Genomic DNA, 22,329 nt, shown 5'->3' on the forward strand with positions numbered 1-22,329 from the left:
TTTAACCTTTGCTAATTAAAATTGGTAGTTATTGTTTGGTTTTTTAATTATATGGCAATTTTTAAAGATTATTAACTTGCTATCCGATATTGAAAATTGCTAACTTTAAGCATAACTAATTTAATATATGGCCGTAATATTTAAAGTACCGTCGCACGGTGAGGTTGCTCCCGAAGCACAGGCAACATTCGATTTTCTGACCAAAGCTACCGGCAAGGTGCCGAACCTGTACGCTACTATCGGCTATTCGGCCAACGCGCTTAACTCGTACATGGCTTATGTACAGGCGCAGGCCAAGGGTTCGTTCCACGGCAAGGAACGCGAGGCAGTTTACCTGATCGTTTCGCAGCTTAACGGATGCGAATATTGCCTGGCATCGCATACGGCAAGTGCCATGCGCTTTGGCTGGACGGAGGATGAAACGCTTGCCCTGCGTGCCGGTACTTATCAAAAAGGAGAGTGGCAGCTTATTTATAAGATCATCAAATCGGTAATCGAAAACAGGGGCGAGGTTGCCGGTGATTTGCTGAACGAATTTTTTGAGTATGGTTATCACGAAAAAGAACTGATGGATCTGATGGTATTGATCAACCTCATGACTTTCACTAACTACGCGTACCGCTTAACTAAAATACCGATCGATTTTCCGGCGGCAAAACCGGTTAAATAGCAGCTATATATGAATACAATTGATCAGCAATTTATTGCAGTCCTGCAAAAGAGTCCTAATAAGGGAGGGTGGACCTATGTTATCTGGCCCCAATCGGTTTCGTTTTTTGGCACCAGGGGGTTGGTAAAAGTAAATGGCACCGTTGATGGGCATTCATTTCAAAGTTCGTTTATGGCTTTGGGTGATGGCAGGCATAAATTGCCAATTAAAAAAGAACTGCTTAAATTAACCGGGAAGGTTCCTGGCGATAGCATTACCGTGCATTTGAAAGAACGAATTAAATAAGACAAGCTTCTCAAACAATATGAACAAACCCGAAAATACCGACGCTTATATTGCCAGTTTCCCGGCAGAAGTACAAACCAAGTTGCAGCAATTACGACAGTTGGTGAAAACGCTTGCGCCCGACGCCGCCGAAGTCATCAGCTACGGTTTGCCGGCCTTTAAGCAAAAAAGCGGCATGCTGGTTTGGTACGCGGCACATACTAATCATATTGGTTTATACCCTCGTGCTTCGGCCATCGAAGCTTTCGCCGGCAGGCTAAAAGCTTATAAGTTCGCTAAGGGATCTATCCAGTTCCCGTTTGATCAGCCTTTGCCTGTGGAGCTGATTAGTGATATCGTCAAATTCAGGGTCGCGGAAATCGCACAAAAGAAAAAGAAGTAAACCAAAATAACCAATATCGAAAGACACTTCGATATTGGTTATTCAATGTTCGTTATTCGATATTCAAGTCTTTACTTCGCTACTTCCAGCCTGATCACATCATAACAAATACCACTGCCGACTGGGCCTGCAGGGATAGTTAAAACGATCTTATTCTGGCCGGGTTTCAACAGTGAAGCGTCGAAATTAAAATCGCGCTCCACCCAGGTGCCTTCAATGCCATCGCGCATCATGCTGGCGCCGCCGCCACCGATATCGGTATCCGGGCCAACCTCGGTACCGTTAACCGATATGCCCAGCGAACGTGCCGCCGAACCTGATATACCGAAGCGTAAAGTAGCCTTGCCACTTGTCGGCGCATCTTTCGGCATGGTAAAGTTGATCGTCCAGGGTGTAGCGCGGCCCTGGTCGCGGCCATCGGGCTTGTTATCAATATCGTGCGGTACCTGGTAAATGTACCAGTCCTTAGCCGGGTCGGATTTGCCTACGGTAAAGTTCACGTCATTGGGGAAATACTTCGCATATTCAATATACATGCCCCAGTGCCAGTGGTCGTCGCCTTTGTAAAATTCTTTGGCGCTGCGGTTCGGCGTGCCGATCTGGAATATCTGCCGGCCGAAATGCGTCGGTTTCCATTCGATAGTGCCGAGGTCGAGTTTCTGACCGGGAGTAATGGTTACAGTAGCTGTAGCGTCATACGCGCCCAATACGCCGTCGGCAATGGCATGTAACTGGTATGTTCCGGGCCTTACGTTCGGTATCGTGAACGAACCGTCCGCAGAGCCATTGGTCCAGAACTCATAGTGTTTGGCATCGTTCTGCCAGTTTAAAGATTGTGGCTGGAAAGCAAAATTTCGCGCGCCTGCCGGACGGGGTGGTACATAAGTACCCCGGTTAGCACGCTTCCCGTTTGGTAGTAAGCGGGGCTGATTTGCAGTGTCCGGAGTCGCTTTAGCAGGCGGCGGCGGGGGTATCTCATCGGGTACGGTCCTGGTCAGCACGATTGTTGTGTCGCGCACGCGTGGCCTGCGCGGTACCGGCGCCTGGTCGGGGAAAGACAGGCCCACAAGCAGATTGTCGAATTTGGTCATCGGGCTCTGCGGGTCGATCACCTTCATTTTGCCCTTTACAGTAGCGCGCTCGGCAGCCAGCGGATAATCAACGCCTTTTACCCAATTGTAAGGCCAACGGGCCTGCTCGGCTGTCGCTTGCTTTTTAGCATCGATAAACAAGGTTTTTGGATCGTTGCCGGTAGGTACATAAATAAATATCGGCCCAACCACCTTTGTCCAGGGTTCGTTATCGGCAAAAGGGAGTTCGCTGCCGCCGTAGTGCGTACCGCGCCAGTAATCAAGCAGGGTAGGGTCGCCGCCGTCGCCATCGTCAATATGCCCGGTGAGCTCAAAATGCAACGGCCCGCTCGACAGGTATTCGAAAGATGGATTAATGATGTACAGCCCTACTTTTTCTTTGGTGGACGACCAGCCGAAAGCCGGTATCTTGCTCTGGTCGGCCGAATAATCGTATTTATGCTCGGCACGGCCCTTGTATACGCCTGTGGTTAAACGGCGCGATTCCTTCATGTTCAGATCCTCGCCGGCGTCCCAGTCCTTACCGGTAGGCATCAAAAAGTTTCGCTGATCGTCTACAGACAGCCAATCAAATACCTGGGCCGATAATTTAAACCCGAAACGCGATTCGCCCACCGACCCCGCAGGGTAAGTATCCTGGTGAGTGAATATAGCATAAGTGTACAAACCATGCGCGCCGCGTTCTAAAGTATAACGTATCTCCAGGTCGGCAATTAAGCCGCCGCCCTGGCCTGCGGCCGTGGGGTTTTTACCTAAGATAGATTTTCCGTCCGAATAGCCCTTTACCGATACCTCGGCACGCTCGCCGTTGACGGTTGCCGGGTCGATAGTGATGGCGGTAACTTCGCGGGCAGCAAGCGCCGGGCTTTGTTCCCAGTAACCGGCGTGGTGGCCCGATACATAACCCATCAGTTCGATGTTCGGTGTAGTTGTTTTGGGTGTTTTGACCGAGGTAAGATCGCCGCTGCGTTTGTTTACCTTAATGGTTAGATAACCGTTGCTTAAAGTGTAGGTCGGGCCGTCGTCGGTAACTGTAACCGGTGGTTCAGAACCCTTTTTGCTTTGTGCAAAACTGCCAGCCGGCAAAAAAGCCATCATAGCTGCCGCTAATAAAAAAGTATATGTTTTCTGCATAATGGGTATTTTAGGTTTGTGGGTTAAATGTACCCGGCTGTTTTCAGATCAGCATCCTGTACTATGCCGCTGTGTTTAAATTGTTACATTAGTTTTAATTAGTACGTTTATATGAAGATATTAAGTACCGCACCTGTCATCCACGTTTCTAACTTTGAGCAGGCGCTTCAATATTATACAGCCGTTTTGGGCTTTACTGTTGATTTTAAACTGCCCGCCTACGCGGGGTTGTTATTGGGCGATACGCTGATCTATATCAGCGGGCCCGATAACGGCGGTTTGCATAAAACACCCGGCAGCGGCCATTGCTGTTTTGATTGCGACGAGGTGGACGGGTACTTTGATGAGCTTAACCGGCGCAGTGCGCTGATCAGTTTTCCGATCGGCGACCGCTTTTACGGTATGCGCGATTTTGCAGTGGATGACCACGACGGCAATACGCTGATTTTTGGAAAATATGTTAATGAATAAATCCTCACCTTGCTACCGTCCTGAACGTCAGATTCACCCTCGGCCGCGCCACCAGTTTAGTTGGCGGTAACCTGTGCAGCCAATGCGTTTGAGTGGTATCTTTCATCACGAGCAAGCTGCCATGCTCTAATAGCACAGATACGGTTTGCTTGCTTTGCTTATGTTTGAACATAAATTTCCTTTCGGCGCCAAAGCTCATCGAACCGATGGCGCCATTCAATTTCAGGTCTTTTTCAGCATCGCTGTGCCATGCCATGCCTTCGTCGCCGTTATGGTATAAATTAAGCAGGCACGAGTTAAAACGCTCGCCGCTTAATTGTTCGGCGAGCGTCTTAAGTTCCAGGAGTTCTTTTGTCCAGGGCAGGGCGCGCTTGGTGGTATTTGAGTAGGTGTATTCAAACTCCCGGTCGCCGTACCAGGCCACTTTGCGTTTGGTGATGATCAGCTTGCCGTAAATAACGGCTTCATCGTTTTTCCAGGCAATGGTATTGAGCAACGTATCCAGGTATGCATTGGCTCCGGCCTGCGATAATATCTTGCCGTAATAGTTCACCGTGCCATCGCATGGCAACAGGTTTTTAAGCCCGTCGTTTTGATTGTCGAATAAATCCATCTTATAAAATTAACTCAGCGCCTCATGAAATATCACCCCTAAGGTATACCGTTCGCCGCTGCGCACCTCGCTTACGCCGTGTTTCATATTCACCCGGTGATACCCCTTACTGCCTTTTACCGGCCTGAAGTTAGTGGTAAAGATCAACATATCGCCCTTGTTGGGTTTGAGTACGATGGCCTTTGATTGCGCCCTGGGCGTTTGTTGCACCAGTACGAACTCGCCGCCGGTATAATCCTCATCCGCCCGGTTTAAAAACAAAACCGTTTGGATAGGGAAATAGATATCGCCGTACAGATCCTGGTGCAGGGTATTAAAGCCGCCCGGCCCGTATTTCAATATTAGCGGTGTTGGCTTTAACTGCCCGCCGGCATGGCATTGTGCCTGCAGTTCTTTAAAAGTATCGGGGTAACGGGTATCAATATTCAGCACCTGCATCCAGGTATTGGCAACCGGGGCAAGTTTTGGGTAAACGCTTTCGCGGATGTTTTGTATGATTTCGGGTAGAGGGTAATCGAAATACCTGTATTCGCCCAGCCCGAAACGGTAGCGCTCCATTATTACAGTTTTACGATAGGAGTTTGGATGATCATAACCTGCTTTTAATCCGTCGCATTGAGCGCCCGTTAAAACTCGCGGGATAATTGCGTAACCGTTTCGATGCATAGCTTCGGTAATAGCCTCCCAATTGCAGGAGGCTATTTTTTGATGGATATTTTGCATGTGCTCTAACTCAGCTCGTTTACTTTGACGCCTTCCCAGCCGATGATCGCCGTTTTGCGGGTTGGCCCCCACATATACCCGCCAAAATTACCTGTCGACTGGATAACCCTGTGGCATGGGATCAAAAAAGCTACCGGGTTGCTGCCTATGGCCGTACCAACCGCCCGCGACGCATTAGGCAGCTCAATCTGCTTTGCCAGGTTGCCGTAGGTGGTTAGTTTTCCCATCGGGATCTTCAGCAGCGATTCCCAAACTTTCAGTTGGAAATCCGTTCCTTTCAGGTGCAGTTTGATCTGGTTCAGCTTGCTCCAGTCGTTCTGGAAGATGAACAAGGCATTTTGCTGCGCCATATCCAGCCTGCGGGTAAACGTGGCGTTAGGAAAATCGGCTACCAAGTCGTTCAGTGCCTGCTGTTCATCATCGTTGAAGGCCATGTAGCAAATACCCTTATCCGTCGACGCTACGATAAGGTTACCGAACGGGCTCTCGGCAAAGCTGTAATTGATAGCCAGGTTACGGCCGCCGTTTTTGTATTCGGCAGGCGTCATGCCTTCGATGTTAACGAACAGATCGTGCAGGCGGCTGGTGCCGGATAAACCCGTTTCAAAGGCCGCATCGAAAAGCGTGGCCTGGTTTTCTTTCAATACCTTTTTGGCGTAGCCGATACTGGTGTATTGCAGAAACTTTTTAGGCGTGGTGCCTACCCATTCGGTAAACATCCGTTGAAAATGAAAGGGGCTCAGGTGAACCTTTTCGGCCACATCATCCAGGTTAGGCTGTTGTTTAAAATTCTCGCTGATATAACCGATAGCTTCGGCGATGCGGTTATAATTAATGGTTTGTTGTGTGCTCATTTGCTGTTGTTTTGATCATACAAATTTGCACACCCCGGGCCTGCCATAAAATCCGAAACTTGCTGTGTTTTAACACGGGATCAGATGGCAGCTGCGGGCGCTTTTTTGAGCGAAGCCGCCACGCGTTTAATGAACAAATAGTTTGCCGAACCGCCGATAACTGCGCCCACAACCGGAATTAATCTTTCGGCGGTTTTTGAGCCGATGTTGACCAGCAGCTTTTCGGCAACTTCTTCCATCATGTTTTTGGTGATCGTTATACCGGCATCTACTTTTAGCGATGCCGCTACAATGTTAAAAAAATCGTCGAACTTTAATTTGTATGTGCCGGTTTGATGATAGGAGACAGCCATAGTAACCCTGAATTGCTGGATGATCAGATTCACCATATCAAGCGGTACGCCTATCAGCATAGTGGTTAGGCCGCCAGCTCCGGTTATAACACCCGAGCCTGCTGCCAATAAGGCACATTGGTTAACAAATTTATCGATACCCATCTGGTCGACACCTTTTTTAATGCCTAACTGGTCTATCTGGTTAAATATCTTCTCAAAACCCTCGTTCGATAGTTTTTTAAAGTTTCCTTTAAGATCAGAACTTGCTTTTTTAAGGCCGAATTTACGGATGATTAACAGGCTCATGGGCTGTCGTATTAGTGTGAGTAAACTTATGCTATTTCCATGCCATAAATTTAATATCTTATTTTTTGCTTCCGGGCATTTTATACAATGTGGCCTTTAAAAATTTTTCGCACTCAAAATAAAAATTCGTTTATTTGCTGCCCCAATCCACGACTCCGTAGCTCAGCTGGTAGAGCAAATGACTCTTAATCATTGGGTCGAGAGTTCGAATCTCTCCGGGGTCACAGAAGCACAGTAGTACTCAATATTACTGTGCTTTTTTCATTTAATTCAATCAGGTGCCTTTGTGGTCAGTTATTCCCTAACCTGGTAATAAATTTATTTAAAAGCAGGGCAACTTTTTGCAAATGCCCAAAATCAATCAATCCAATTTTATCTAAGGGTGAATGGTGTTCATCAAAACCGCCGGAAGACAGCAAAACGGAGGGTATATTTTTATTCAGAAAATTGTACGTATCCGTATTGGCAATCTCGTTTAACAGGCTATCTGCTGGCGAATATTTCAAATCTGACATAGGAAGATCCTTCCCGGAATGATAGAAATCCTGCTCAAACCCCGGTGTAGTGACTGCCCATATTCCCTGGAAAGAACGATGCTTGCTGCCCACCTGTTCCAGGTTGATATTCATCAGGATATTTTTTACCGGAACAGGCGGGTGTTCCATAAAATAACGGGAACCCATCAAGTTCAATTCTTCACCACAATAAAACACGAATGTGGTTGGCCTTTTGACCGGATGTTTGACTAGCAATCTGGCGGTGGCCATAAGTGCTACACAGCCGCTTCCGTCATCATTGGCTCCGTTATAAATGTGAGCTCCCAATCGGCCGATATGATCCAAATGCGCGCCCGCGATGATGATTTTATTTTTTAATTTTTGATCTGTTCCCGGGATTTTCGCGATGACGTTATAACCCCTGACGTGGTCCCGTTCATACCTGATATCGATCACGGGTTTTGTGTCATTGTTTATTTCCCCGGTTAAAGCCGGACTGACCATAACGATGCTTAGTTTCGTATAAGGAGGTTCACCATCAGCCGCATAATGCATATAGCCAAAACGGTATTGCCTGATCACTGTAGTTTCCCAGTCGCCAGTTTGCTGTGCATTTGGCAATAGGACCACGCCGGCCTTCCGCTTTATCAATGCAGCAGTTTCGAGGGAATCGGGCATTGCTTTTAAAACCAGCCATTCGTTAATTACCTGAGCCGAGTATTGCAGAACAATAAAATTACCGCCTTTGTGGGAATATAAAGTGCCATTTATCGTTATGGAACTTCCATCATAGTTATCCCACAAAAAAGGCACAGCCTGGAATGTGGTTTTAATACCCGCAGCCGTTAACTGTGCGGCTACGTAATGTGCGGCTTTCAGGTAACCCGGTGAACCGGTAAAACGGCCTTCTGTTGCATCCGAGGCTATGCCGTACATGTCTTGTTTGAGTTGTTTGATCGCTTGTGCCTGTGCGGTAAAGGCAAAACAGATCCATAATATGGCGATATACATTTTCATCTTATTTACGGTTAACTTTTAGTACCAGTTTACCACTTTCAAAAACGACCAGCGAATTCGCATCAGGGAATTCCAGCAGCACATCGTAACCATCCAAAAAGAACTTATTGTTTGACTCAGGATATACGACAGCGGTTGGTAGCCCGTCGCCGGATACCTTTAGCGCGTTACCTTCTTTTTCAATCTTCAACAGTTTGCCGTTACTTTGTTTATAAGTGCCAGTATAGCTTTGGAGTAACTGGTCGGCTATCGCAATCCTCATATGGTTGCCGGCGCCTTTATTCATGCTGGCTAGTACCTGCGCCCCGTAAGGAAGCATACGTTTGATAATGCGGTCGCAAATGAAACCGCCATTGTCTCCATTAGTCATCACCACAATACCACTTTTTGATTTCGGCAGGAACACAGCCATTGTCCGCACACCGATATCCGACCCACCATGCTGCAGAGCGTAACCGCCATCTGGCAGATTATCCACTAGCCCCCAACCCAGGCCGGAGGCATTGCCGGGTTTGGTCCTTCTCTGCGGTTTGACCATTTCGGCATAAACCGCGCCGCCTTCGTTAGCCAGTTCCATGGCATAGGTCCCCAGGCGGCAATAGTCCGCAATGGTCGTGATCAGGTCGTCGGCAGCACTTACCGAGGTTTGGATCGAAGTGGTATAACGTTTTCCCTGCCCATCGTGCCACATGGCGAAACGCGCGGTATCCAGGTTTTCGCTCCAGTAATAAGTATCTTTCATGCCCAAAGGCTTAAACAGCAGCGAATCCATCAGCACCGCCAGGGATTTATGGAACTTTGCCTCCAGTGCACGGCGCAAATATTCAAAGCCTTCACCCGAATAACCAGATGCGGTACCCGGCTCAAAATTGAATTTAAGTTTGGTACCTCCATTATCTAAGCGCCAGTTAGGAAAACCGCTTTGATGACTCAATACCAGGCGGGTGGTTAGTTTCATTAAATAAGGGTCTCCCGATATATCCGGGTCTATCCAGTAATGTGCCAATGGCTCATCCAAATCCCATTTACCCATTTCAACCAACTTCAGGGTAAGCATGGCGGTAACCGGCTTGGTTTGTGAAGCAATATTGAACAAAGTATTGTTTGGCGCGGGATGACCTTGTTGTAAATTGCCAAAGTTTTTGACCCACTTGACTCTACCATTTTCGACCAGGCCGACTCCGACACAGGGCACATGGTACTCGCTCATCCAGGCCGGGATGTCTTTTAATAAGGTGGCCTGAAGCGTGTCGGTTTGGGCAAAAGCTGAATTAACCAACGTTAATAATACAATAAAGGAAGTGATTAAAGTTTTCATGTTTTTTTGATTTACCCAAAAGTACCCCTGCTCAAACACCTCAAAAAATATAAGTGCTGAACATCAGCAGCCTGATGATGAACGTATTGGCAGGGGTGACGAAACGTTCATCATCAAAAAGGATACGTTTATCACCAAAATTTGGTTTAGGCTATTGCTTATGTTTTCTTTGGATAATGAAACAATTTGACTGGACACGATTATTTACCTGGCCTTATAAGGTTTACACCCAATTAGCGTTCTGGGTCATTGTTTTCATCCTCTATATTGTACTGAAAGAATATCCTAACCGGATGACGGGTGCAACACTGATTTGTCTGGTTTTGCAGGAAACATTGGAACTGGCGATACCTTCTTACGCACAAAATTTTTTAGTACTTCCTTTTTTCAGACGCGGTAAGTGGCTGTTGGGTATTACGCTGTATTTGGTGCAGGTAACATCGCTCATATATGTCCTGCCTTATATACTCAACGGCGTGGGCCTGCTTTTTGCTATCCGAGACCATGTAGACTGGCGCAATGAACATATCACCTTCAGTATGTTCGCTTTTACCGTGATTGCCTCGTTCTTCAAAATCGGCATGGACCAACTTATCCGCGACAAACAACGAAAAGACGATGAGTTGCGGCACTTGAAAGCCCAGCTTAACCCACATTTTTTGTTCAATACCTTAAATAATTTGTATGGCCTATCGGTAGCTGAATCAAAAAAACTCCCGGATCTGATGCTGAAATTATCTGAATTGCTGCGTTACTCGCTGTATGATACCAATCAGAACTATGTGGCAGTGCAAAAGGAACTGGATTACATTATAAATTACGTGGAATTGGAAAGGATACGCCTGAGCGAAAAGACTGATATTGCGCTGGACATTACCGGCGATTATACAGATCAGTATATTGCACCACTATTGCTGATCATTTTTATTGAGAACAGCTTCAAACATTTTTCAGCGGCACAAGGTCAGCGGGCCTTCGTATATATCACTTTTAACATCAGTGGTAATCGTTTACACCTCCATGTTCAAAATTCAACTGACCCGGATTACATCCCCGTTCAAAATAAATCCAAAGGCGGGCTGGGGTTGCATAATGTTAAACAACGTTTAGATTTGATATATCCGCAACAATATATTCTGAAAACAGTAAAAGAGAATACTCATTACGAAGTGAACCTTGAAATAGATCTAACCTAAATGAACATCAATTGCATTATTGTTGACGACGAACCCATTGCCCGTGACATACTCAAAACTTATACTGAGCAGATACCCTATTTAAAACTGATTGCCTGCTGTGAAGATGCTTTTGAAGCCATGCAAGTCCTGAATAGGAAAGAGGTTGATCTGATCATTCTCGATATCAATATGCCACGCCTGACAGGCTTCGAAATGCTGCGCTCCCTGAAGAATTATCCGGCTGTGATCATTACTTCGGCGTATCCGGAATACGCAATAGAAGGCTTTGAGCTTTCGGTAACAGACTACCTGTTGAAACCATTTTCCTTCCCGCGCTTTGTACAGGCCACTGAAAAGGTAATGAACAGGAACCAAGATTCAGCTGCGACTGATAAAATGGTCTATGATGAAGGTTTCCTGATGGTCAAATCTGATAAAAAACTAACTAAGATATTTCTGGAAGAAATTGAATATGTGGAAGCTTATGGCAATTATATCTTTATCTACCGGAACAATGGCGACCGGGTTATGTCTAAGCAAACGCTTATACAGTTTGAAGAACAATTGCCCGCAAATAAATTTATACGGATACATAAATCCTATTTATTATCGCTAAAAGCGGTTAAATATTTGGAAGGTAACGAAGTAGCCCTGGCTAACAGAAAATTGCCCGTAGGGAAAGTTTATCGCGAAAACCTGATGAAGAGTTTACGTTAATTTTAGCTGTTACGATTTATTTTTTAACGCGACGATTTTCTTTACATCCTCAATAAAAGAGTTCGACATTTGTACCAGCGGGGTCACTGAAAAAAGCAGAAAGCCTTTAGCGAAAGTTAAGGGCTTTTTTTATGAAGCTTTAAGATTAAAGGTTTAAGCCGTCGTCGCGGAAATGTTGAGTACCGTTAGAAAATTGACGTAATCCAACAACCTGTGGTTTAGTTCAGATGATGTGAAAAAATCTAACTTTGATACTCAAATACATTTATTATGGATAACACCCGCGTATATAAAATGTCGTTCGCAAGCGTTTACCCGCATTATATCAATAAAGCGGAGAAAAAGGGCCGCACAAAAGCCGAAGTAGATGAGATCATTTTTTGGTTAACGGGATATGATGAGCAGGCACTGCAAAATATCATCGGCAATAAAACCGATTTTGAAACTTTCTTTGCCCGGGCGCCGCAATTAAACCCGAATGTTTCTAAAATTACCGGCGTGATCTGCGGTTACCGTGTCGAGGAAATTGAAGATAAAATAATGCAAAAAGTACGCTACCTGGATAAACTGATTGATGAGTTGGCAAAAGGCAAGGCGATGGATAAAATTTTACGGAAGTAAGTCACAGTTTAATTTAGTAACTAAATTTTCTGCTATTTTTATCTCTGCTAAACCAATCACATCCGTGGCAAAATACCTTATCGCTTTAGCCTTATTCTATAGTTTATCTTACGCCTCCCAAGCCCAAACCATTAACAGCGCCGAGGTGTTATCGCGTAAGCAGGTGCCTATACTATGCTATCACCAGATACGCGACTGGCGTAAAAGTGATAAAAAGGTGGATAAGGATTACATCATCCCGCCGGCGACTTTTAAGGCGCATATCAAGATGCTGGCCGATAGCGGTTATCATACCATTTTGCCCGATCAGCTATTTGATTATCTCACCAAAGGCACGCCGCTGCCTGCCAAACCTGTTATGCTCACGTTTGACGATACCGATGGCGACCAGTTCACGGTAGCACGCTCCGAACTGATGAAATATGGGTTTAAAGGTGTATATTTTATCGTATTCACCAATATCAATAAAAACAAATATTACATGACGCGTGCCCAGATCAGGCAATTATCCGACGAAGGGAACGTGATAGCCTGCCATACGCAGGACCATACCAACTTTAAAAAGTATACCGACAAGGATTGGGAACCGCAGATCGGCACCCCCACCAAAAAACTCGAAAGACTAACCGGCAAGCCTGTTAATTATTTTGCGTTCCCTTTCGGCGAATGGAGTTCGGCCGGGTTGCCTAAACTGCGTAGCTATGGTTTTAAAGCAGCTTTTCAGCTGAGTTTACCACGCGATCATAACGATCCTTTAATGACCATCCGGCGTATTTTAAGTTGCGGGTACTGGACCGCCGAAACACTCGACTATAACATTAAACACGATTTCGGCCGGGCACAGCTCAGATTGGTATCCAACGCGAAAGCCAAACCGGAACCCGCCCCAGTTGTTAAATAACAGGCAATTGTAAAAGCCCCTCGTTTGCGGGCGAAGGAGCTTTTACTTTAAGTCGGGTTACTTTCCTGATATCTCCTTCAGGATATCCGCAAAATTACTTTGTCCCCAGTGTTCGGCGTATTGCCCGTCTTTCAGCCGGATAATGTCGATTACCCTGATCTCAACCTTTTTGTTTGTCGGCGCAATGCCGAATATTTCGCCGCTATGCGTGGCGCGGATGGTTTTGCGGGTGGTTACCAGGTCGCGCTCGGCTATTTGTTCGTGTATCTCCACTTTCAAATCCGGGAAAGCCCTGCGCAATACCTCGTTTAAAAAATAATAAAAGCTTTCGGCGCCGTTTGGCGCACCTGCAGGCGCCGCATGGTTGATCACGTCGTCCGCCAATAATTCTGTAAAAGATGCGGGAAGGCCTTGTTCGATGCATTCGGCATTAAAACGGCCTACGATGGCTTTGTTTTGTTCGGTTGGATAATTCATTTCTTTTGCTTTTGTTCACAACAAACATCGGCAGCAGTAAGCAAACCGGGTTAAGGCCGGACATCCAAAAACTATGGGTAAACGGTCAAACAGCCTCAGCGTAATCTTTAGGCGTTACGCCGAAATGCTGCTTAAACGATTGTGAGAAGCTCGAATGATTTTCGTAGCCCACTTTGTGGTAAACCTCGCCGGGGCGCTCGCCGTTTTTCAGGATCAGTTCGCCCGCCAGCTCCATGCGTTTTTGCAGTAGCCATTTGCCGGGCGGCAGGCCATAGATATTGATAAAGCGCCGCTTAAACGTCGAGAGGCTTAAATTACAGATAAAGGCCAGTTCCCCGAGGCTGATATTTGATGTGAGATTGAGCTCGACTGTTTTTTTGATCTCCATGTCTTCGAGGTCTTTATTTTTCGAGAGCGGGAACGATAAAACTTTATCGGGACAGGTTTCGAGCAAGTGCAGCATTAACTCTTCAAATTTCAGCAACTGCATTGCACGCGAAACCGTTTGCCGGGATTTTAAAAGCAGTTTAAGCGAGTTAATAAAATGAAGCACCACATCGTCCTTTTTTAATGCGATATAGGGCTCCGGGCTAATTTTTTTATTTTGTTTGATATCGGCTATCCTGTCCTGGTATTTAAGATGAAAATCGCCTAAGGTTTTGTTGGAGAAAAATATCAGCACGCTTTCAAACGGCATATTATCGTGCACATCCATGGTAACGATACAATTACCAGCCGACAGGAAATGAAACTCACCTTCGCGGATGTTTACCGTTTTGTTTGCAAAATGCATGGTTTTGGTGCCACTGATGACCAGGCTGATGGCATTGGTATGCAATATGCTTTTTCCTTTAAACGAACCGGCAGGGGCGCGGTAATGATGAATGAATATATCATCATGGCAATTGGCTTTCCCGGCAACGATATCCTGGGGTAAATTAAAAATATGCATAGGTAAACGGCTTAAAATTGTACAGGCAGCGCAACAAATATCGGGTTTTGGTGCTTTGTACCTATCATTTAAATATCAAAAAAACCATACCTTAGGCTACATGCTTTTACCAATGTTATTCATCAGAAGATCATTTCAAATAACCCTGCTTATCAGTTGTTTATCTTTGTTCAGTTTAAGCGCAGATGCACAAAAAAGCCAGCTGCCCGTGCAGGAGATATGGCAGCGCGATTACCAGCCTTTCCGCATCGCAGGTAACCTGTATTATGTTGGCACTTATGATCTGGCCTGCTATCTGATAATTACACCTCAGGGACATATCCTGATTAACACCGGGCTGGAGGATTCGGCGCCGATGATCAAAAAACATGTGGAAGCCTTAGGTTTTAAATTTACCGACATCAAAATACTGCTGATGACCCATGCGCATTACGACCACGCCGGGGCTATGGCCGCAATTAAAAAAATGACAGGTGCAAAATTGATGGTAGAAGAAGGTGATGCGCCTGTAATGGCCGATGGTGGCAACTCCGATTTTATATTCGGCGGTAGAGGTGCCTTGTTCGAATCGGTAAAAGCTGATAAAGTATTGCACAACAAGGAGAGCATAAAGTTAGGCGATGCACAGATTACAGTGTTGCACCATCCAGGCCACACCAAAGGTGCCTGTAGTTTTTTGTTTGATGTGAAGGATGATAAACGCTCGTACCGGGTTTTGATAGCCAATATGCCGACTGTTTTAAGCGAAACCAAACTTGCCGGGATGCCCGCTTATCCAAATGTGGGTAAGGATTATGCGCATACTTTAACGGCAATGAAAGATATCAAGTTCGATATATGGCTCGCCTCGCATGCCAGTCAATTCGATCTGCACAAAAAGCGTAAAGACGGTGATGCTTATAACCCCGAAACATTTTTTGATCAGAAAGGATATGATGCGGAGTTGGCCGATCTGCAAAAAGCTTATGAGAAGCGGTTGGCTGAAAAATAAAAAAGGGCTCCCGGTTAGAGGGCCCTTTCTGTTTAAACGGTGTATATTATTACGCTGTCGCGTATAATTCTTCGCGTTGCTTTTTAACGGCTTCGCTTTTGATGTATTCGTCGTAGGTCATCAGTTTATCGATAACGCCGCCGGGTGTGAGTTCGATAATGCGGTTGGCAACGGTTTCGGTCAGCTCATGGTCGCTCGAAGTGAACAGGATGGTGCCTTTAAAATCTTTCATACCGTTGTTCAGCGCCGTGATCGATTCGAGGTCGAGGTGGTTGGTCGGCTCGTCAAACAGCAATACATTAGCTTGCTGCAGCATCATCCGGCTGAACATGCAGCGCATTTTTTCGCCACCGCTTAATACGCTCGGTTTTTTCAATACTTCTTCGCCCGAGAAGAGCATACGGCCCAAAAAGCCGCGGATAAACTGATCATCCTGGTCGCCCTCGCCATACTGGCGCAACCAGTCGATCAGGTTTTCGTCTTTACCTTTAAAATACTCCGAGTTATCAACTGGTATATCCGCGGTTTTGATGGTTACGCCCCATTTAAAGTCGCCTTTGTAGTCGGTATCGCGGCCGGTTAAGATATTATAAAAGGCCGTTGTAGCCAGGCTGTTTTGCGACAGGACAGCGATCTTATCACCTTTATTCACCATCAAACGGATATCGCTGAATAATAGCTCGCCGTTAAGCGTTTTGCTCAAACCTTCAACCTGCAGGATCTGGTCGCCGGCCTCGCGGCCCAGGTTATTGAAGATAATACCCGGGTATTTACGGTTTGACGGCTGGATCTCTTCGAGGTTGATCTTATCCAAAGCTTTTTTACGGCTGGTGGCTTGCTTTGATTTGGAGGCGTTGGCGCTAAAGCGGCGGATAAACTCCTGCAACTCTTTAACTTTATCTTCCAGCTTCTTGTTTTGCTCGCTACGTTGTTTTAATGCTAACTGGCTCGATTGATACCAGAAAGTATAGTTACCGGTGTAAATGGTCATCTTACCAAAATCGATATCCACTACGTGGGTACAAACGGTATCTAAAAAGTGCCTGTCGTGCGATACGACCAGTACAATGGCCTCGTATCCTGCAAGGAAATCTTCCAGCCAGCTGATGGTGTTGATATCCAGGTCGTTGGTAGGCTCATCCAGCAGCAGGATATCAGGTTTGCCGAACAGGGCCTGCGCCAGTAACACACGCACTTTTTGGTTACCATCGAGCTCTTTTAACAGTTTGGTATGATACTCTTCTTTGATACCTAAATTGCTCAGCATGGTTGCGGCATCGCTTTCGGCGTTCCAGCCATCCATTTCGGCAAACAGGTTTTCGAGCTCGCCGGCACGCTCACCGTCGGCATCGGTAAAATCCTCTTTCAGGTAAATAGCGTCTTTCTCTTTCATGATGGCGTACAACTCCTTGTAACCCATGATCACGGTTTCGATTACCGGGAACTCGTCGAACTCATAGTGGTTTTGCTTTAAAACCGCCATACGCTCACCGGGAGTGAAGCTATAGCTGCCACTTGTCGGGTCGATCTCGCCCGAAAGTATTTTTAGAAATGTTGATTTACCTGCGCCGTTGGCACCGATGATGCCATAACAATTGCCCTGGGTAAACTTTAAATTTACTTCTTCAAAAAGTGTGCGTTTTCCGTAACGCAGCGAAAGATTAGAAACGGTAATCATGCCGCAAAGGTACGGTTTTTTGGCCGGAAATTAAAGTAAGGCATTGTTATCAGGAAGTTAAGCCATAACTTTAAGGTGCTATCTCATTATGGCAGATCAAATCACTAAAATTAACCGCGACGGGCTTTTAAAGCAGATTGCGGGTACCATCGGCAAAACCAAAGTGCTTGCGCTTACCGCGATATTGCACGAGCTGAAATTCAGCCTCCGCGATCTGATGAATATTACCTTTTACCACGAAAAAGAAGTAGCTTTCCGGGCATCGTGGATAATGGAGAATTTACTACTGATTGATACCCTGGGTTTTTTGGATGATGTGGAACACCTTGCAGAACAATTCCTTAAAGTTAAGAACAGGAGTTGCCAACGGCATTACCTCAAAGCGTTAATTCACCTGACCGAGCCGAAAGCTGATCCGATCATTAAAGACAAGATGGCTGAAATTGATTTGGAGCCGGCCGCCGAGCATTGTTTCGATTTGCTGATCGACACCAGATCGCCCATCGCGATTAAGGTTTTTGCCAGCCAGTTATTATTTAATCTGCGTAAACGTTACGATTGGATAGGCGAAATGCTGGCCGAGCAACTGCATATCATGATGAATGTTGCCGGCGGACCAGCGATTAACTCACGTGCAAAAACTCTTCTGACCCAGCTCGCGAAGGATCGCATCAAATAGCTATTGCTTTTTATACTCAAAAGATAGCGCGCCTGACGGGCAATTTTGCACCGTGCGGACGATATCTTCGGTAGTGCCGTTCTCCATGATTACCCAGGGTTTCCGCCTTGGATCGAACACTTTATGCAAGCCGCGGGCACAATTGCCGCTGTGGATACACTTTTCGGGTTGCCAGAACACGGTGATATCGTCGTTGCTGTACTTTTTGTCTAACAGGCTCATAAAGCGAATATAGAGTTTTAGTCTGATCTTTTCCAATAATGAATGCCGACAACCGATACTGGAAAAACTCCTTCCTTGGGGAAGGGTGCGAATGACTGCGAAGTGGCGGGAAGGGGTTATTCTGCAGTGGACATGTGCAACAAACCCCTCCCTACACCCTCCCATAGGGAGTTATCGCACAATACCATCGCTTTTGACAAAACAAACCTGCCGATGGCAAACCCAACTTACGGATGATTCGACGCCTCGATCTGCGGGTGGTTCAACTTGGCTTCAATAGCCGACGAACTGTTATTGGCATAAGTACCGTAAGCGTTCACCAGCACGCCCTTTAAATGATATTTGTCGGATTCGATAGCATAGACGATCGACATGTCCGAAGGGTTGGTGGCGCCTTCGAAACGGTAAAATTCCTTGATCTCGAAATCGTCGGCCCTCATCTGGATGTGACTGGAGTTATCGTTTATGGTGTCGCCGTCTAAAGTTAAATTGGCGGTATAACCTCTTTTGTTCAGGTCCTGCGTAGCATCGACCATTGTTTCATAGCTTTTCATAGCAGTATTATTAAGTTCACTGTTTAATAATAACCTTAAAAAACAGGTCTTGTTTGCGATTATAAAAAGCAAAAATCCCGGATTGACTTAAGTCAACCGGGATCGCTGTTATAGAAAGGTTTAGAGGAACTATGATATTTTCGCCAGCATCAGTTCGGCGGTTTGCAGGGCGCCTTCAACCCAGCCTTGGTAATCGGAGTAGGCCTCGCCGCAGATGTGCAGGGGCATTACTTCGATGGGATGGGTGATCTTATGCTTCACTTCCCAGCTTTTTACGCCGATGTTCCAGCTGTTCCAGCCGCCACCGAAAGGATCTTCGCCCCAGTCGCGGAAAGCAGCATTATTAACGATCGGTGTATGGCTCAGGCCATGCATCAGTTGTAACTGGCGGGCAACTTCGGCCACCATTTTGGCCGGCGCCTGGTGCTGGTGCCAGGCCTCGTTCTCTTTGGTATGCGGCGCATCGCCGACAAAAGGGTTATCTATTTTAGGGTGCGACAGGTTATGTTCCCATGTCCGGCTCCGTTGCGGGCGAAGGCCATCCCAAAAGCCTATGTTGTTGCCATCGTCATAACTTGCCAGCAGCATCGCTTCGCCCTTTACAGCCGGCGAGCCATCGTTATTGGGCCAGTAATAGGTTTGCCTTACGGGAAGATCGGTTACGCTGCGGCCCGAGTTAACCGGAACAAAGGTACCGTTAGCGGCAGTATACCCTGCAGCCAGCCACCACGGACTCGAATAAGTAGTGAACAATTTAAACAACGGACGGGGCGTTACGCTCCCTGTGAGCTGCTCGATGCTTTGCAGCGGAGGGCAGGTTGGGGCCAGCAGATCGAGCGAGCGGCGTGGCATGGCCAGGATAAGTGTATTGGCAACAACCACTTTGCTGTTCACCACCAGGTGAAACTTACCGCTTACATATTCAAAGCTTTCCAGTTTATGTTTCAGGCGGATCTCACCACCGATCTTCTCAAAAAAGTCGGCAAGGGTAAGCGGTACCTGCTGGAAGCCGTTTTTAAAGCCTTTGTATACCGGGTTGATACCGAAATCAGTTAGATACCATGGGATAGCGTCGGCGGCGTTCCAGTTGAGCAGGGTAGAGTCGTACCCGCCGGCATCCATGCCGAACTGGTAGGCCTCACCGCTGATGACGCGGTACAGCACGTTCCAAAAGCCTTGCTTGTATAAAGGTTCGCCGGCAAACGAGGCTTCCTGAGCCATTTTACGGCGATCGTCCTCGGTTAAATCGGGGTCGGTTATACCGGGTACAATTTGTTCAATGGCGTTTACGATGACACTGCCCGGCGTATTGCCTTTCTCAAGGAAGGTAAGCTGATAGGGTACTTTGTTAGGTTCGGATGTAAAGTCGGACAGGCGGAGGTATTCGCCGCGAAGATAGGCGAGGTTTTGCGGCTGATCGACAGGGAAAGGGTAAAGCTCTATCTGGTTATTTTTAGGCAAGCCTTTGTTCAGGTCCTTGATCAGTTTTACGATCAGCGGTTGTGCGTTTTCGAGGATACGCATGCCGCCCAATTCGGCAACCATGTTAGGTATACCCGGCGGCTGTACAGATAATAAACGGCCGCCAATATGGTCGCTGCCTTCAAATACGACGATCTTTTTGTTTTTGTTCTCAGGCTTTTGCTTGAGTTTCCAGGCGCTGTACACGCCCGAAACGCCGCCGCCGATGATAGCAATGTCGATAGTTTCTTCTTTCATACATATAACTCCGCTTATTGCCCGGAGCAGGGCATGGTTTAGGTGAATAAATATGAACAGAAGATCAGCCCTTGGGGAGTTACTACGGCGGTACGTGTGATAAATATAAGCTATATTCTTTTGATTAAAAAATATTTTAATAATAAATAATTATTGAGTTTTTGTTAAGACGGATACAAAAAAAGGCCATCAGCCTTAGCCGATGACCTTTTTAACACAGATAGATGCAGGTAGGATTATGGTAGGAGGCTAACTTTTAACGATGAAGTCGCATCGTTAAAGCTATGATCGCTCAAACAGGCATCATCGGCAGTTAAAGTAAGCGCCGTGCCTCCGTAGCTGTTATTGGTGTATAAAATCACCTGCATGCCCGGTGGTATCCTGATGGATGAAGCATCATCATTAACGCCGCCTTTGGCTATCAGGTCGGCTTCGAGGAAGTTGCCCACATCAAAAGTTGCCTTCCAGCCGCCGTAATTGCAGTTTTGGTACAGGTAAACATCTCCATCGCCTGCTGCAAAGCGGCGGTGCTTGAGCCATAAAATGCCTGCGGTGATCTGTGCCGAATTTGCATATTTATTATTGGCAATATCAATGTTCGATTCGTAAAAATACCTGTCCTGCCGTATGTCGCCCAGGTAATAGTATTGCCAGCGCACATAATCGTCGCCGCCCGAGTTGCCGGTGCCTGTGGTACCGTCTACCTTGCCGGCGTAAATACCATTGGTAACAGTAGCCAATACAATATCAAAGTAAGTATTAGCCATGTTTTTGATCTGCGTAAGCGTTACACCGTACCGGCCACTGTCGTACGCGTTCCATAAACCTTCGGCATCATAGGCAAAGTGATTGGTGTCTTCGGTGCTGCCGCCAAGGGCGTATTTCCAGTTCCAGCAGGAGGCGCCGTCGGGGGCGGTATTGGCGGTGAGGTTTGAGGTGAACCAGTTTACATTTGCCTGAACAACGCCATCGTATTGCGTTATCCGCGATGGTGCATCAGCTAAAATTAAATGGCACTGCACCAGCCTGATCATGGCATTGGTCACCATAAACATCTGGTTCCACGGCGCTGGGTCGCCGGGTTTGTATGGGTTTGGCGCCGGCGGAAAGTACAGTTTTTTATCGCTGGTGCGCACAAAATGCGGGGTTATCCAGTTATCGATCACGTAATCGGCTTGCGCGATGTAGGTTAGCGCACGCGCTTTATACGTGGCACCGTATCCGTGCGGGTCGCCATCCGGAACGGTGGTGCTCCATAACGCCGAATGCTGCAGGATGAGTTTGGCGCAAAAGGCCATGTGCGATATGACCTGCCCTTGTTCAACACCAGCGGTCTGCGGGCTATCGGTCGGGGCGCTGCTTGGCCATACCGGTTCGATGTTGCCTGTCCAGAGCGTGCGCTGGCCGCCGTTGGCTGCGCTTGCCAGGTCGTTTCGTCCGGCTAAAGCTGCATCGCAAAAGTAGATCATTTTGTTCAAAATGGATGTGTTGCCCGTAGCATCGTACATCAGACCGCAAGCCTCGGTCTGGTAAGCGGGGTTACCGAATACCCAGGTGTTCTGATCGTTTGTTGCGGGTGCGGTTAGGGCATTCACGTAAGTGAGAAAAGCGCTTGTTTCGTTGGCGGTAATATCCCCGTTTAAGCCCTCAATAACCAGGGATGAGCCGCCGGTGACCTTGTTGGTGAAGGAAGGCGTGGCAACGGTGCCTGTGGTGCCTGTAGTAGTTTCGGTAAAGGAGGCTTGCTTTTGGCAACCATACCATAACGCGCTCGAAAGCAGGAGCAATGCCCCGGTAAAAATTACTGGTTTTTTCATAAAAGTAGGTTTGGTAAAAAAATTAATTGGTTAATAGAACTGCACAAACCTTGGCTTTTAATTTGAACGATAGTTATTGGATATTGGCCAAATAATAAATTAAATATTCATCCCGTTTGATAATAAT

At 46.7% G+C, this 22,329-nt stretch carries 24 protein-coding genes and 1 tRNA gene; 11 read left to right on the forward strand and 14 right to left on the reverse strand.

From position 1 onward, the window contains the following. Positions 1-127 precede the first annotated feature (127 nt). From BEL04_RS02730 to BEL04_RS02740, 3 genes are read left to right on the forward strand one after another with little or no spacing between them, the layout of a single operon-like run. A complete protein-coding gene (locus BEL04_RS02730) occupies positions 128-670 on the forward strand; it encodes a carboxymuconolactone decarboxylase family protein (protein WP_065999925.1) in 543 nt (180 codons plus the stop codon). A gap of 9 nt (positions 671-679) precedes the next feature. Next, the gene (locus BEL04_RS02735) at positions 680-955 is read left to right on the forward strand and encodes a DUF1905 domain-containing protein (protein ID WP_065999927.1); all 276 of its coding nucleotides are present in this window, start codon (positions 680-682) and stop codon (positions 953-955) included. Positions 956-974: 19 nt separating this feature from the next. Further along, complete coding sequence (locus BEL04_RS02740; RefSeq protein WP_065999929.1) at positions 975-1,337, forward strand: iron chaperone; 363 nt, start codon at positions 975-977, stop codon at positions 1,335-1,337. Positions 1,338-1,408: 71 nt separating this feature from the next. Here BEL04_RS02740 and BEL04_RS02745 read toward each other — a convergent pair whose 3' ends face one another. Then, positions 1,409-3,562, reverse strand: coding sequence for a polysaccharide lyase family protein (locus BEL04_RS02745; protein ID WP_217493596.1), 2,154 nt, complete (start codon positions 3,560-3,562; stop codon positions 1,409-1,411). Between the two features lie 111 nt (positions 3,563-3,673). On the opposite strand from BEL04_RS02745, the gene BEL04_RS02750 reads away from it, so the two are divergent. After that, complete coding sequence (locus BEL04_RS02750; RefSeq protein ID WP_065999931.1) at positions 3,674-4,033, forward strand: glyoxalase/bleomycin resistance/extradiol dioxygenase family protein; 360 nt, start codon at positions 3,674-3,676, stop codon at positions 4,031-4,033. A gap of 4 nt (positions 4,034-4,037) precedes the next feature. Here the strand turns inward: BEL04_RS02750 and BEL04_RS02755 are convergent, their stop codons facing one another. The 4 genes from BEL04_RS02755 to BEL04_RS02770 form a co-directional block, all read right to left on the reverse strand. Continuing rightward, positions 4,038-4,646 carry an alpha-ketoglutarate-dependent dioxygenase AlkB gene (locus BEL04_RS02755; RefSeq protein ID WP_065999933.1) on the reverse strand — a complete coding sequence of 203 codons (609 nt, stop codon included), beginning with the start codon at positions 4,644-4,646 and terminating at the stop codon, positions 4,038-4,040. Positions 4,647-4,655: 9 nt separating this feature from the next. Next, entirely contained in the window at positions 4,656-5,369 is a 714-nt protein-coding gene (locus BEL04_RS02760) for a 2OG-Fe(II) oxygenase (RefSeq protein ID WP_065999935.1), read from the reverse strand. A 5-nt stretch (positions 5,370-5,374) separates the two neighbouring features. After that, positions 5,375-6,223 (reverse strand): methylated-DNA--[protein]-cysteine S-methyltransferase, encoded by an 849-nt coding sequence (locus BEL04_RS02765; protein ID WP_065999936.1) that lies wholly within the window; start codon positions 6,221-6,223, stop codon positions 5,375-5,377. A gap of 80 nt (positions 6,224-6,303) precedes the next feature. Next, on the reverse strand, positions 6,304-6,864 hold the full coding sequence (locus BEL04_RS02770) for a hypothetical protein (RefSeq protein ID WP_065999937.1): 561 nt from the start codon (positions 6,862-6,864) through the stop codon (positions 6,304-6,306). Between the two features lie 151 nt (positions 6,865-7,015). Between BEL04_RS02770 and BEL04_RS02775 the strand changes: the two genes are divergently transcribed. Further along, a tRNA-Lys gene (locus BEL04_RS02775) sits at positions 7,016-7,088 on the forward strand. Between the two features lie 66 nt (positions 7,089-7,154). Here BEL04_RS02775 and BEL04_RS02780 read toward each other — a convergent pair. Continuing rightward, positions 7,155-8,378 carry a M28 family metallopeptidase gene (locus BEL04_RS02780; RefSeq protein ID WP_065999940.1) on the reverse strand — a complete coding sequence of 408 codons (1,224 nt, stop codon included), beginning with the start codon at positions 8,376-8,378 and terminating at the stop codon, positions 7,155-7,157. Between the two features lies 1 nt (position 8,379). Beyond that, positions 8,380-9,696 carry a serine hydrolase gene (locus BEL04_RS02785; RefSeq protein ID WP_139112900.1) on the reverse strand — a complete coding sequence of 439 codons (1,317 nt, stop codon included), beginning with the start codon at positions 9,694-9,696 and terminating at the stop codon, positions 8,380-8,382. Between the two features lie 176 nt (positions 9,697-9,872). On the opposite strand from BEL04_RS02785, the gene BEL04_RS02790 reads away from it, so the two are divergent. The 4 genes from BEL04_RS02790 to BEL04_RS02805 all read left to right on the forward strand — a co-directional run bounded on the left by BEL04_RS02790 (position 9,873) and on the right by BEL04_RS02805 (position 13,113). After that, entirely contained in the window at positions 9,873-10,892 is a 1,020-nt protein-coding gene (locus BEL04_RS02790; RefSeq protein WP_065999948.1) for a sensor histidine kinase, read from the forward strand. Beyond that, positions 10,893-11,591, forward strand: a complete 699-nt coding sequence (locus tag BEL04_RS02795; protein WP_083227737.1) for a LytTR family DNA-binding domain-containing protein — start codon at positions 10,893-10,895, stop codon at positions 11,589-11,591. It abuts the gene before it with no gap. 270 nt (positions 11,592-11,861) lie between these two features. After that, positions 11,862-12,212: a DUF2200 domain-containing protein gene (locus BEL04_RS02800; RefSeq protein ID WP_065999950.1), complete on the forward strand. Its 351-nt coding sequence runs from the start codon at positions 11,862-11,864 to the stop codon at positions 12,210-12,212. Between the two features lie 64 nt (positions 12,213-12,276). Continuing rightward, positions 12,277-13,113, forward strand: a complete 837-nt coding sequence (locus BEL04_RS02805) for a polysaccharide deacetylase family protein (RefSeq protein ID WP_065999952.1) — start codon at positions 12,277-12,279, stop codon at positions 13,111-13,113. 57 nt (positions 13,114-13,170) lie between these two features. Here BEL04_RS02805 and BEL04_RS02810 read toward each other — a convergent pair whose 3' ends face one another. Together BEL04_RS02810 and BEL04_RS02815 are read right to left on the reverse strand one after the other, a co-directional pair. Next, positions 13,171-13,590, reverse strand: a complete 420-nt coding sequence (locus tag BEL04_RS02810) for an ester cyclase (protein WP_065999953.1) — start codon at positions 13,588-13,590, stop codon at positions 13,171-13,173. An 85-nt stretch (positions 13,591-13,675) separates the two neighbouring features. Then, positions 13,676-14,542 carry an AraC family transcriptional regulator gene (locus BEL04_RS02815; protein WP_065999955.1) on the reverse strand — a complete coding sequence of 289 codons (867 nt, stop codon included), beginning with the start codon at positions 14,540-14,542 and terminating at the stop codon, positions 13,676-13,678. Positions 14,543-14,654: 112 nt separating this feature from the next. Between BEL04_RS02815 and bla the strand changes: the two genes are divergently transcribed. Continuing rightward, on the forward strand, positions 14,655-15,533 hold the full coding sequence (gene bla / locus BEL04_RS02820) for a subclass B3 metallo-beta-lactamase (RefSeq protein ID WP_065999957.1): 879 nt from the start codon (positions 14,655-14,657) through the stop codon (positions 15,531-15,533). A 49-nt stretch (positions 15,534-15,582) separates the two neighbouring features. On the opposite strand, the gene BEL04_RS02825 is transcribed toward bla, so the two are convergent. Next, complete coding sequence (locus BEL04_RS02825; protein WP_065999959.1) at positions 15,583-17,211, reverse strand: ABC-F family ATP-binding cassette domain-containing protein; 1,629 nt, start codon at positions 17,209-17,211, stop codon at positions 15,583-15,585. Positions 17,212-17,299: 88 nt separating this feature from the next. On the opposite strand from BEL04_RS02825, the gene BEL04_RS02830 reads away from it, so the two are divergent. Then, positions 17,300-17,890 (forward strand): hypothetical protein, encoded by a 591-nt coding sequence (locus tag BEL04_RS02830; RefSeq protein WP_065999962.1) that lies wholly within the window; start codon positions 17,300-17,302, stop codon positions 17,888-17,890. Here BEL04_RS02830 and BEL04_RS02835 read toward each other — a convergent pair whose 3' ends face one another. The 4 genes from BEL04_RS02835 to BEL04_RS02850 all read right to left on the reverse strand — a co-directional run bounded on the left by BEL04_RS02835 (position 17,891) and on the right by BEL04_RS02850 (position 22,202). Next, positions 17,891-18,112 carry a (4Fe-4S)-binding protein gene (locus BEL04_RS02835; RefSeq protein ID WP_065999964.1) on the reverse strand — a complete coding sequence of 74 codons (222 nt, stop codon included), beginning with the start codon at positions 18,110-18,112 and terminating at the stop codon, positions 17,891-17,893. It abuts the gene before it with no gap. 227 nt (positions 18,113-18,339) lie between these two features. Continuing rightward, positions 18,340-18,666: a phosphoribosylpyrophosphate synthetase gene (locus BEL04_RS02840; RefSeq protein WP_065999969.1), complete on the reverse strand. Its 327-nt coding sequence runs from the start codon at positions 18,664-18,666 to the stop codon at positions 18,340-18,342. A 129-nt stretch (positions 18,667-18,795) separates the two neighbouring features. Further along, the gene (locus BEL04_RS02845) at positions 18,796-20,385 is read right to left on the reverse strand and encodes an FAD-dependent oxidoreductase (protein WP_065999971.1); all 1,590 of its coding nucleotides are present in this window, start codon (positions 20,383-20,385) and stop codon (positions 18,796-18,798) included. A gap of 236 nt (positions 20,386-20,621) precedes the next feature. Beyond that, positions 20,622-22,202, reverse strand: a complete 1,581-nt coding sequence (locus BEL04_RS02850) for a hypothetical protein (protein WP_065999973.1) — start codon at positions 22,200-22,202, stop codon at positions 20,622-20,624. Between the last annotated feature and the right edge of the window lie 127 nt (positions 22,203-22,329).

The sequence above is a fragment of the Mucilaginibacter sp. PPCGB 2223 genome, from assembly GCF_001705515.1.
Taxonomy (GTDB): domain Bacteria; phylum Bacteroidota; class Bacteroidia; order Sphingobacteriales; family Sphingobacteriaceae; genus Mucilaginibacter.

Bases quoted from the DNA above. Each gene is read 5' to 3' on its own strand.
- BEL04_RS02730 (WP_065999925.1), top strand. From the start codon at position 128: ATGGCCGTAATATTTAAAGTACCGTCGCACGGTGAGGTTGCTCCCGAA.
- BEL04_RS02735 (WP_065999927.1), top strand. From the start codon at position 680: ATGAATACAATTGATCAGCAATTTATTGCAGTCCTGCAAAAGAGTCCT.
- BEL04_RS02740 (WP_065999929.1), top strand. From the start codon at position 975: ATGAACAAACCCGAAAATACCGACGCTTATATTGCCAGTTTCCCGGCA.
- BEL04_RS02745 (WP_217493596.1), bottom strand. From the start codon at position 3,562: ATGCAGAAAACATATACTTTTTTATTAGCGGCAGCTATGATGGCTTTT.
- BEL04_RS02750 (WP_065999931.1), top strand. From the start codon at position 3,674: ATGAAGATATTAAGTACCGCACCTGTCATCCACGTTTCTAACTTTGAG.
- BEL04_RS02755 (WP_065999933.1), bottom strand. From the start codon at position 4,646: ATGGATTTATTCGACAATCAAAACGACGGGCTTAAAAACCTGTTGCCA.
- BEL04_RS02760 (WP_065999935.1), bottom strand. From the start codon at position 5,369: ATGCAAAATATCCATCAAAAAATAGCCTCCTGCAATTGGGAGGCTATT.
- BEL04_RS02765 (WP_065999936.1), bottom strand. From the start codon at position 6,223: ATGAGCACACAACAAACCATTAATTATAACCGCATCGCCGAAGCTATC.
- BEL04_RS02770 (WP_065999937.1), bottom strand. From the start codon at position 6,864: ATGAGCCTGTTAATCATCCGTAAATTCGGCCTTAAAAAAGCAAGTTCT.
- BEL04_RS02780 (WP_065999940.1), bottom strand. From the start codon at position 8,378: ATGAAAATGTATATCGCCATATTATGGATCTGTTTTGCCTTTACCGCA.
- BEL04_RS02785 (WP_139112900.1), bottom strand. From the start codon at position 9,696: ATGAAAACTTTAATCACTTCCTTTATTGTATTATTAACGTTGGTTAAT.
- BEL04_RS02790 (WP_065999948.1), top strand. From the start codon at position 9,873: ATGAAACAATTTGACTGGACACGATTATTTACCTGGCCTTATAAGGTT.
- BEL04_RS02795 (WP_083227737.1), top strand. From the start codon at position 10,893: ATGAACATCAATTGCATTATTGTTGACGACGAACCCATTGCCCGTGAC.
- BEL04_RS02800 (WP_065999950.1), top strand. From the start codon at position 11,862: ATGGATAACACCCGCGTATATAAAATGTCGTTCGCAAGCGTTTACCCG.
- BEL04_RS02810 (WP_065999953.1), bottom strand. From the start codon at position 13,590: ATGAATTATCCAACCGAACAAAACAAAGCCATCGTAGGCCGTTTTAAT.
- BEL04_RS02815 (WP_065999955.1), bottom strand. From the start codon at position 14,542: ATGCATATTTTTAATTTACCCCAGGATATCGTTGCCGGGAAAGCCAAT.
- bla (WP_065999957.1), top strand. From the start codon at position 14,655: ATGTTATTCATCAGAAGATCATTTCAAATAACCCTGCTTATCAGTTGT.
- BEL04_RS02825 (WP_065999959.1), bottom strand. From the start codon at position 17,211: ATGATTACCGTTTCTAATCTTTCGCTGCGTTACGGAAAACGCACACTT.
- BEL04_RS02830 (WP_065999962.1), top strand. From the start codon at position 17,300: ATGGCAGATCAAATCACTAAAATTAACCGCGACGGGCTTTTAAAGCAG.
- BEL04_RS02835 (WP_065999964.1), bottom strand. From the start codon at position 18,112: ATGAGCCTGTTAGACAAAAAGTACAGCAACGACGATATCACCGTGTTC.
- BEL04_RS02840 (WP_065999969.1), bottom strand. From the start codon at position 18,666: ATGAAAAGCTATGAAACAATGGTCGATGCTACGCAGGACCTGAACAAA.
- BEL04_RS02845 (WP_065999971.1), bottom strand. From the start codon at position 20,385: ATGAAAGAAGAAACTATCGACATTGCTATCATCGGCGGCGGCGTTTCG.
- BEL04_RS02850 (WP_065999973.1), bottom strand. From the start codon at position 22,202: ATGAAAAAACCAGTAATTTTTACCGGGGCATTGCTCCTGCTTTCGAGC.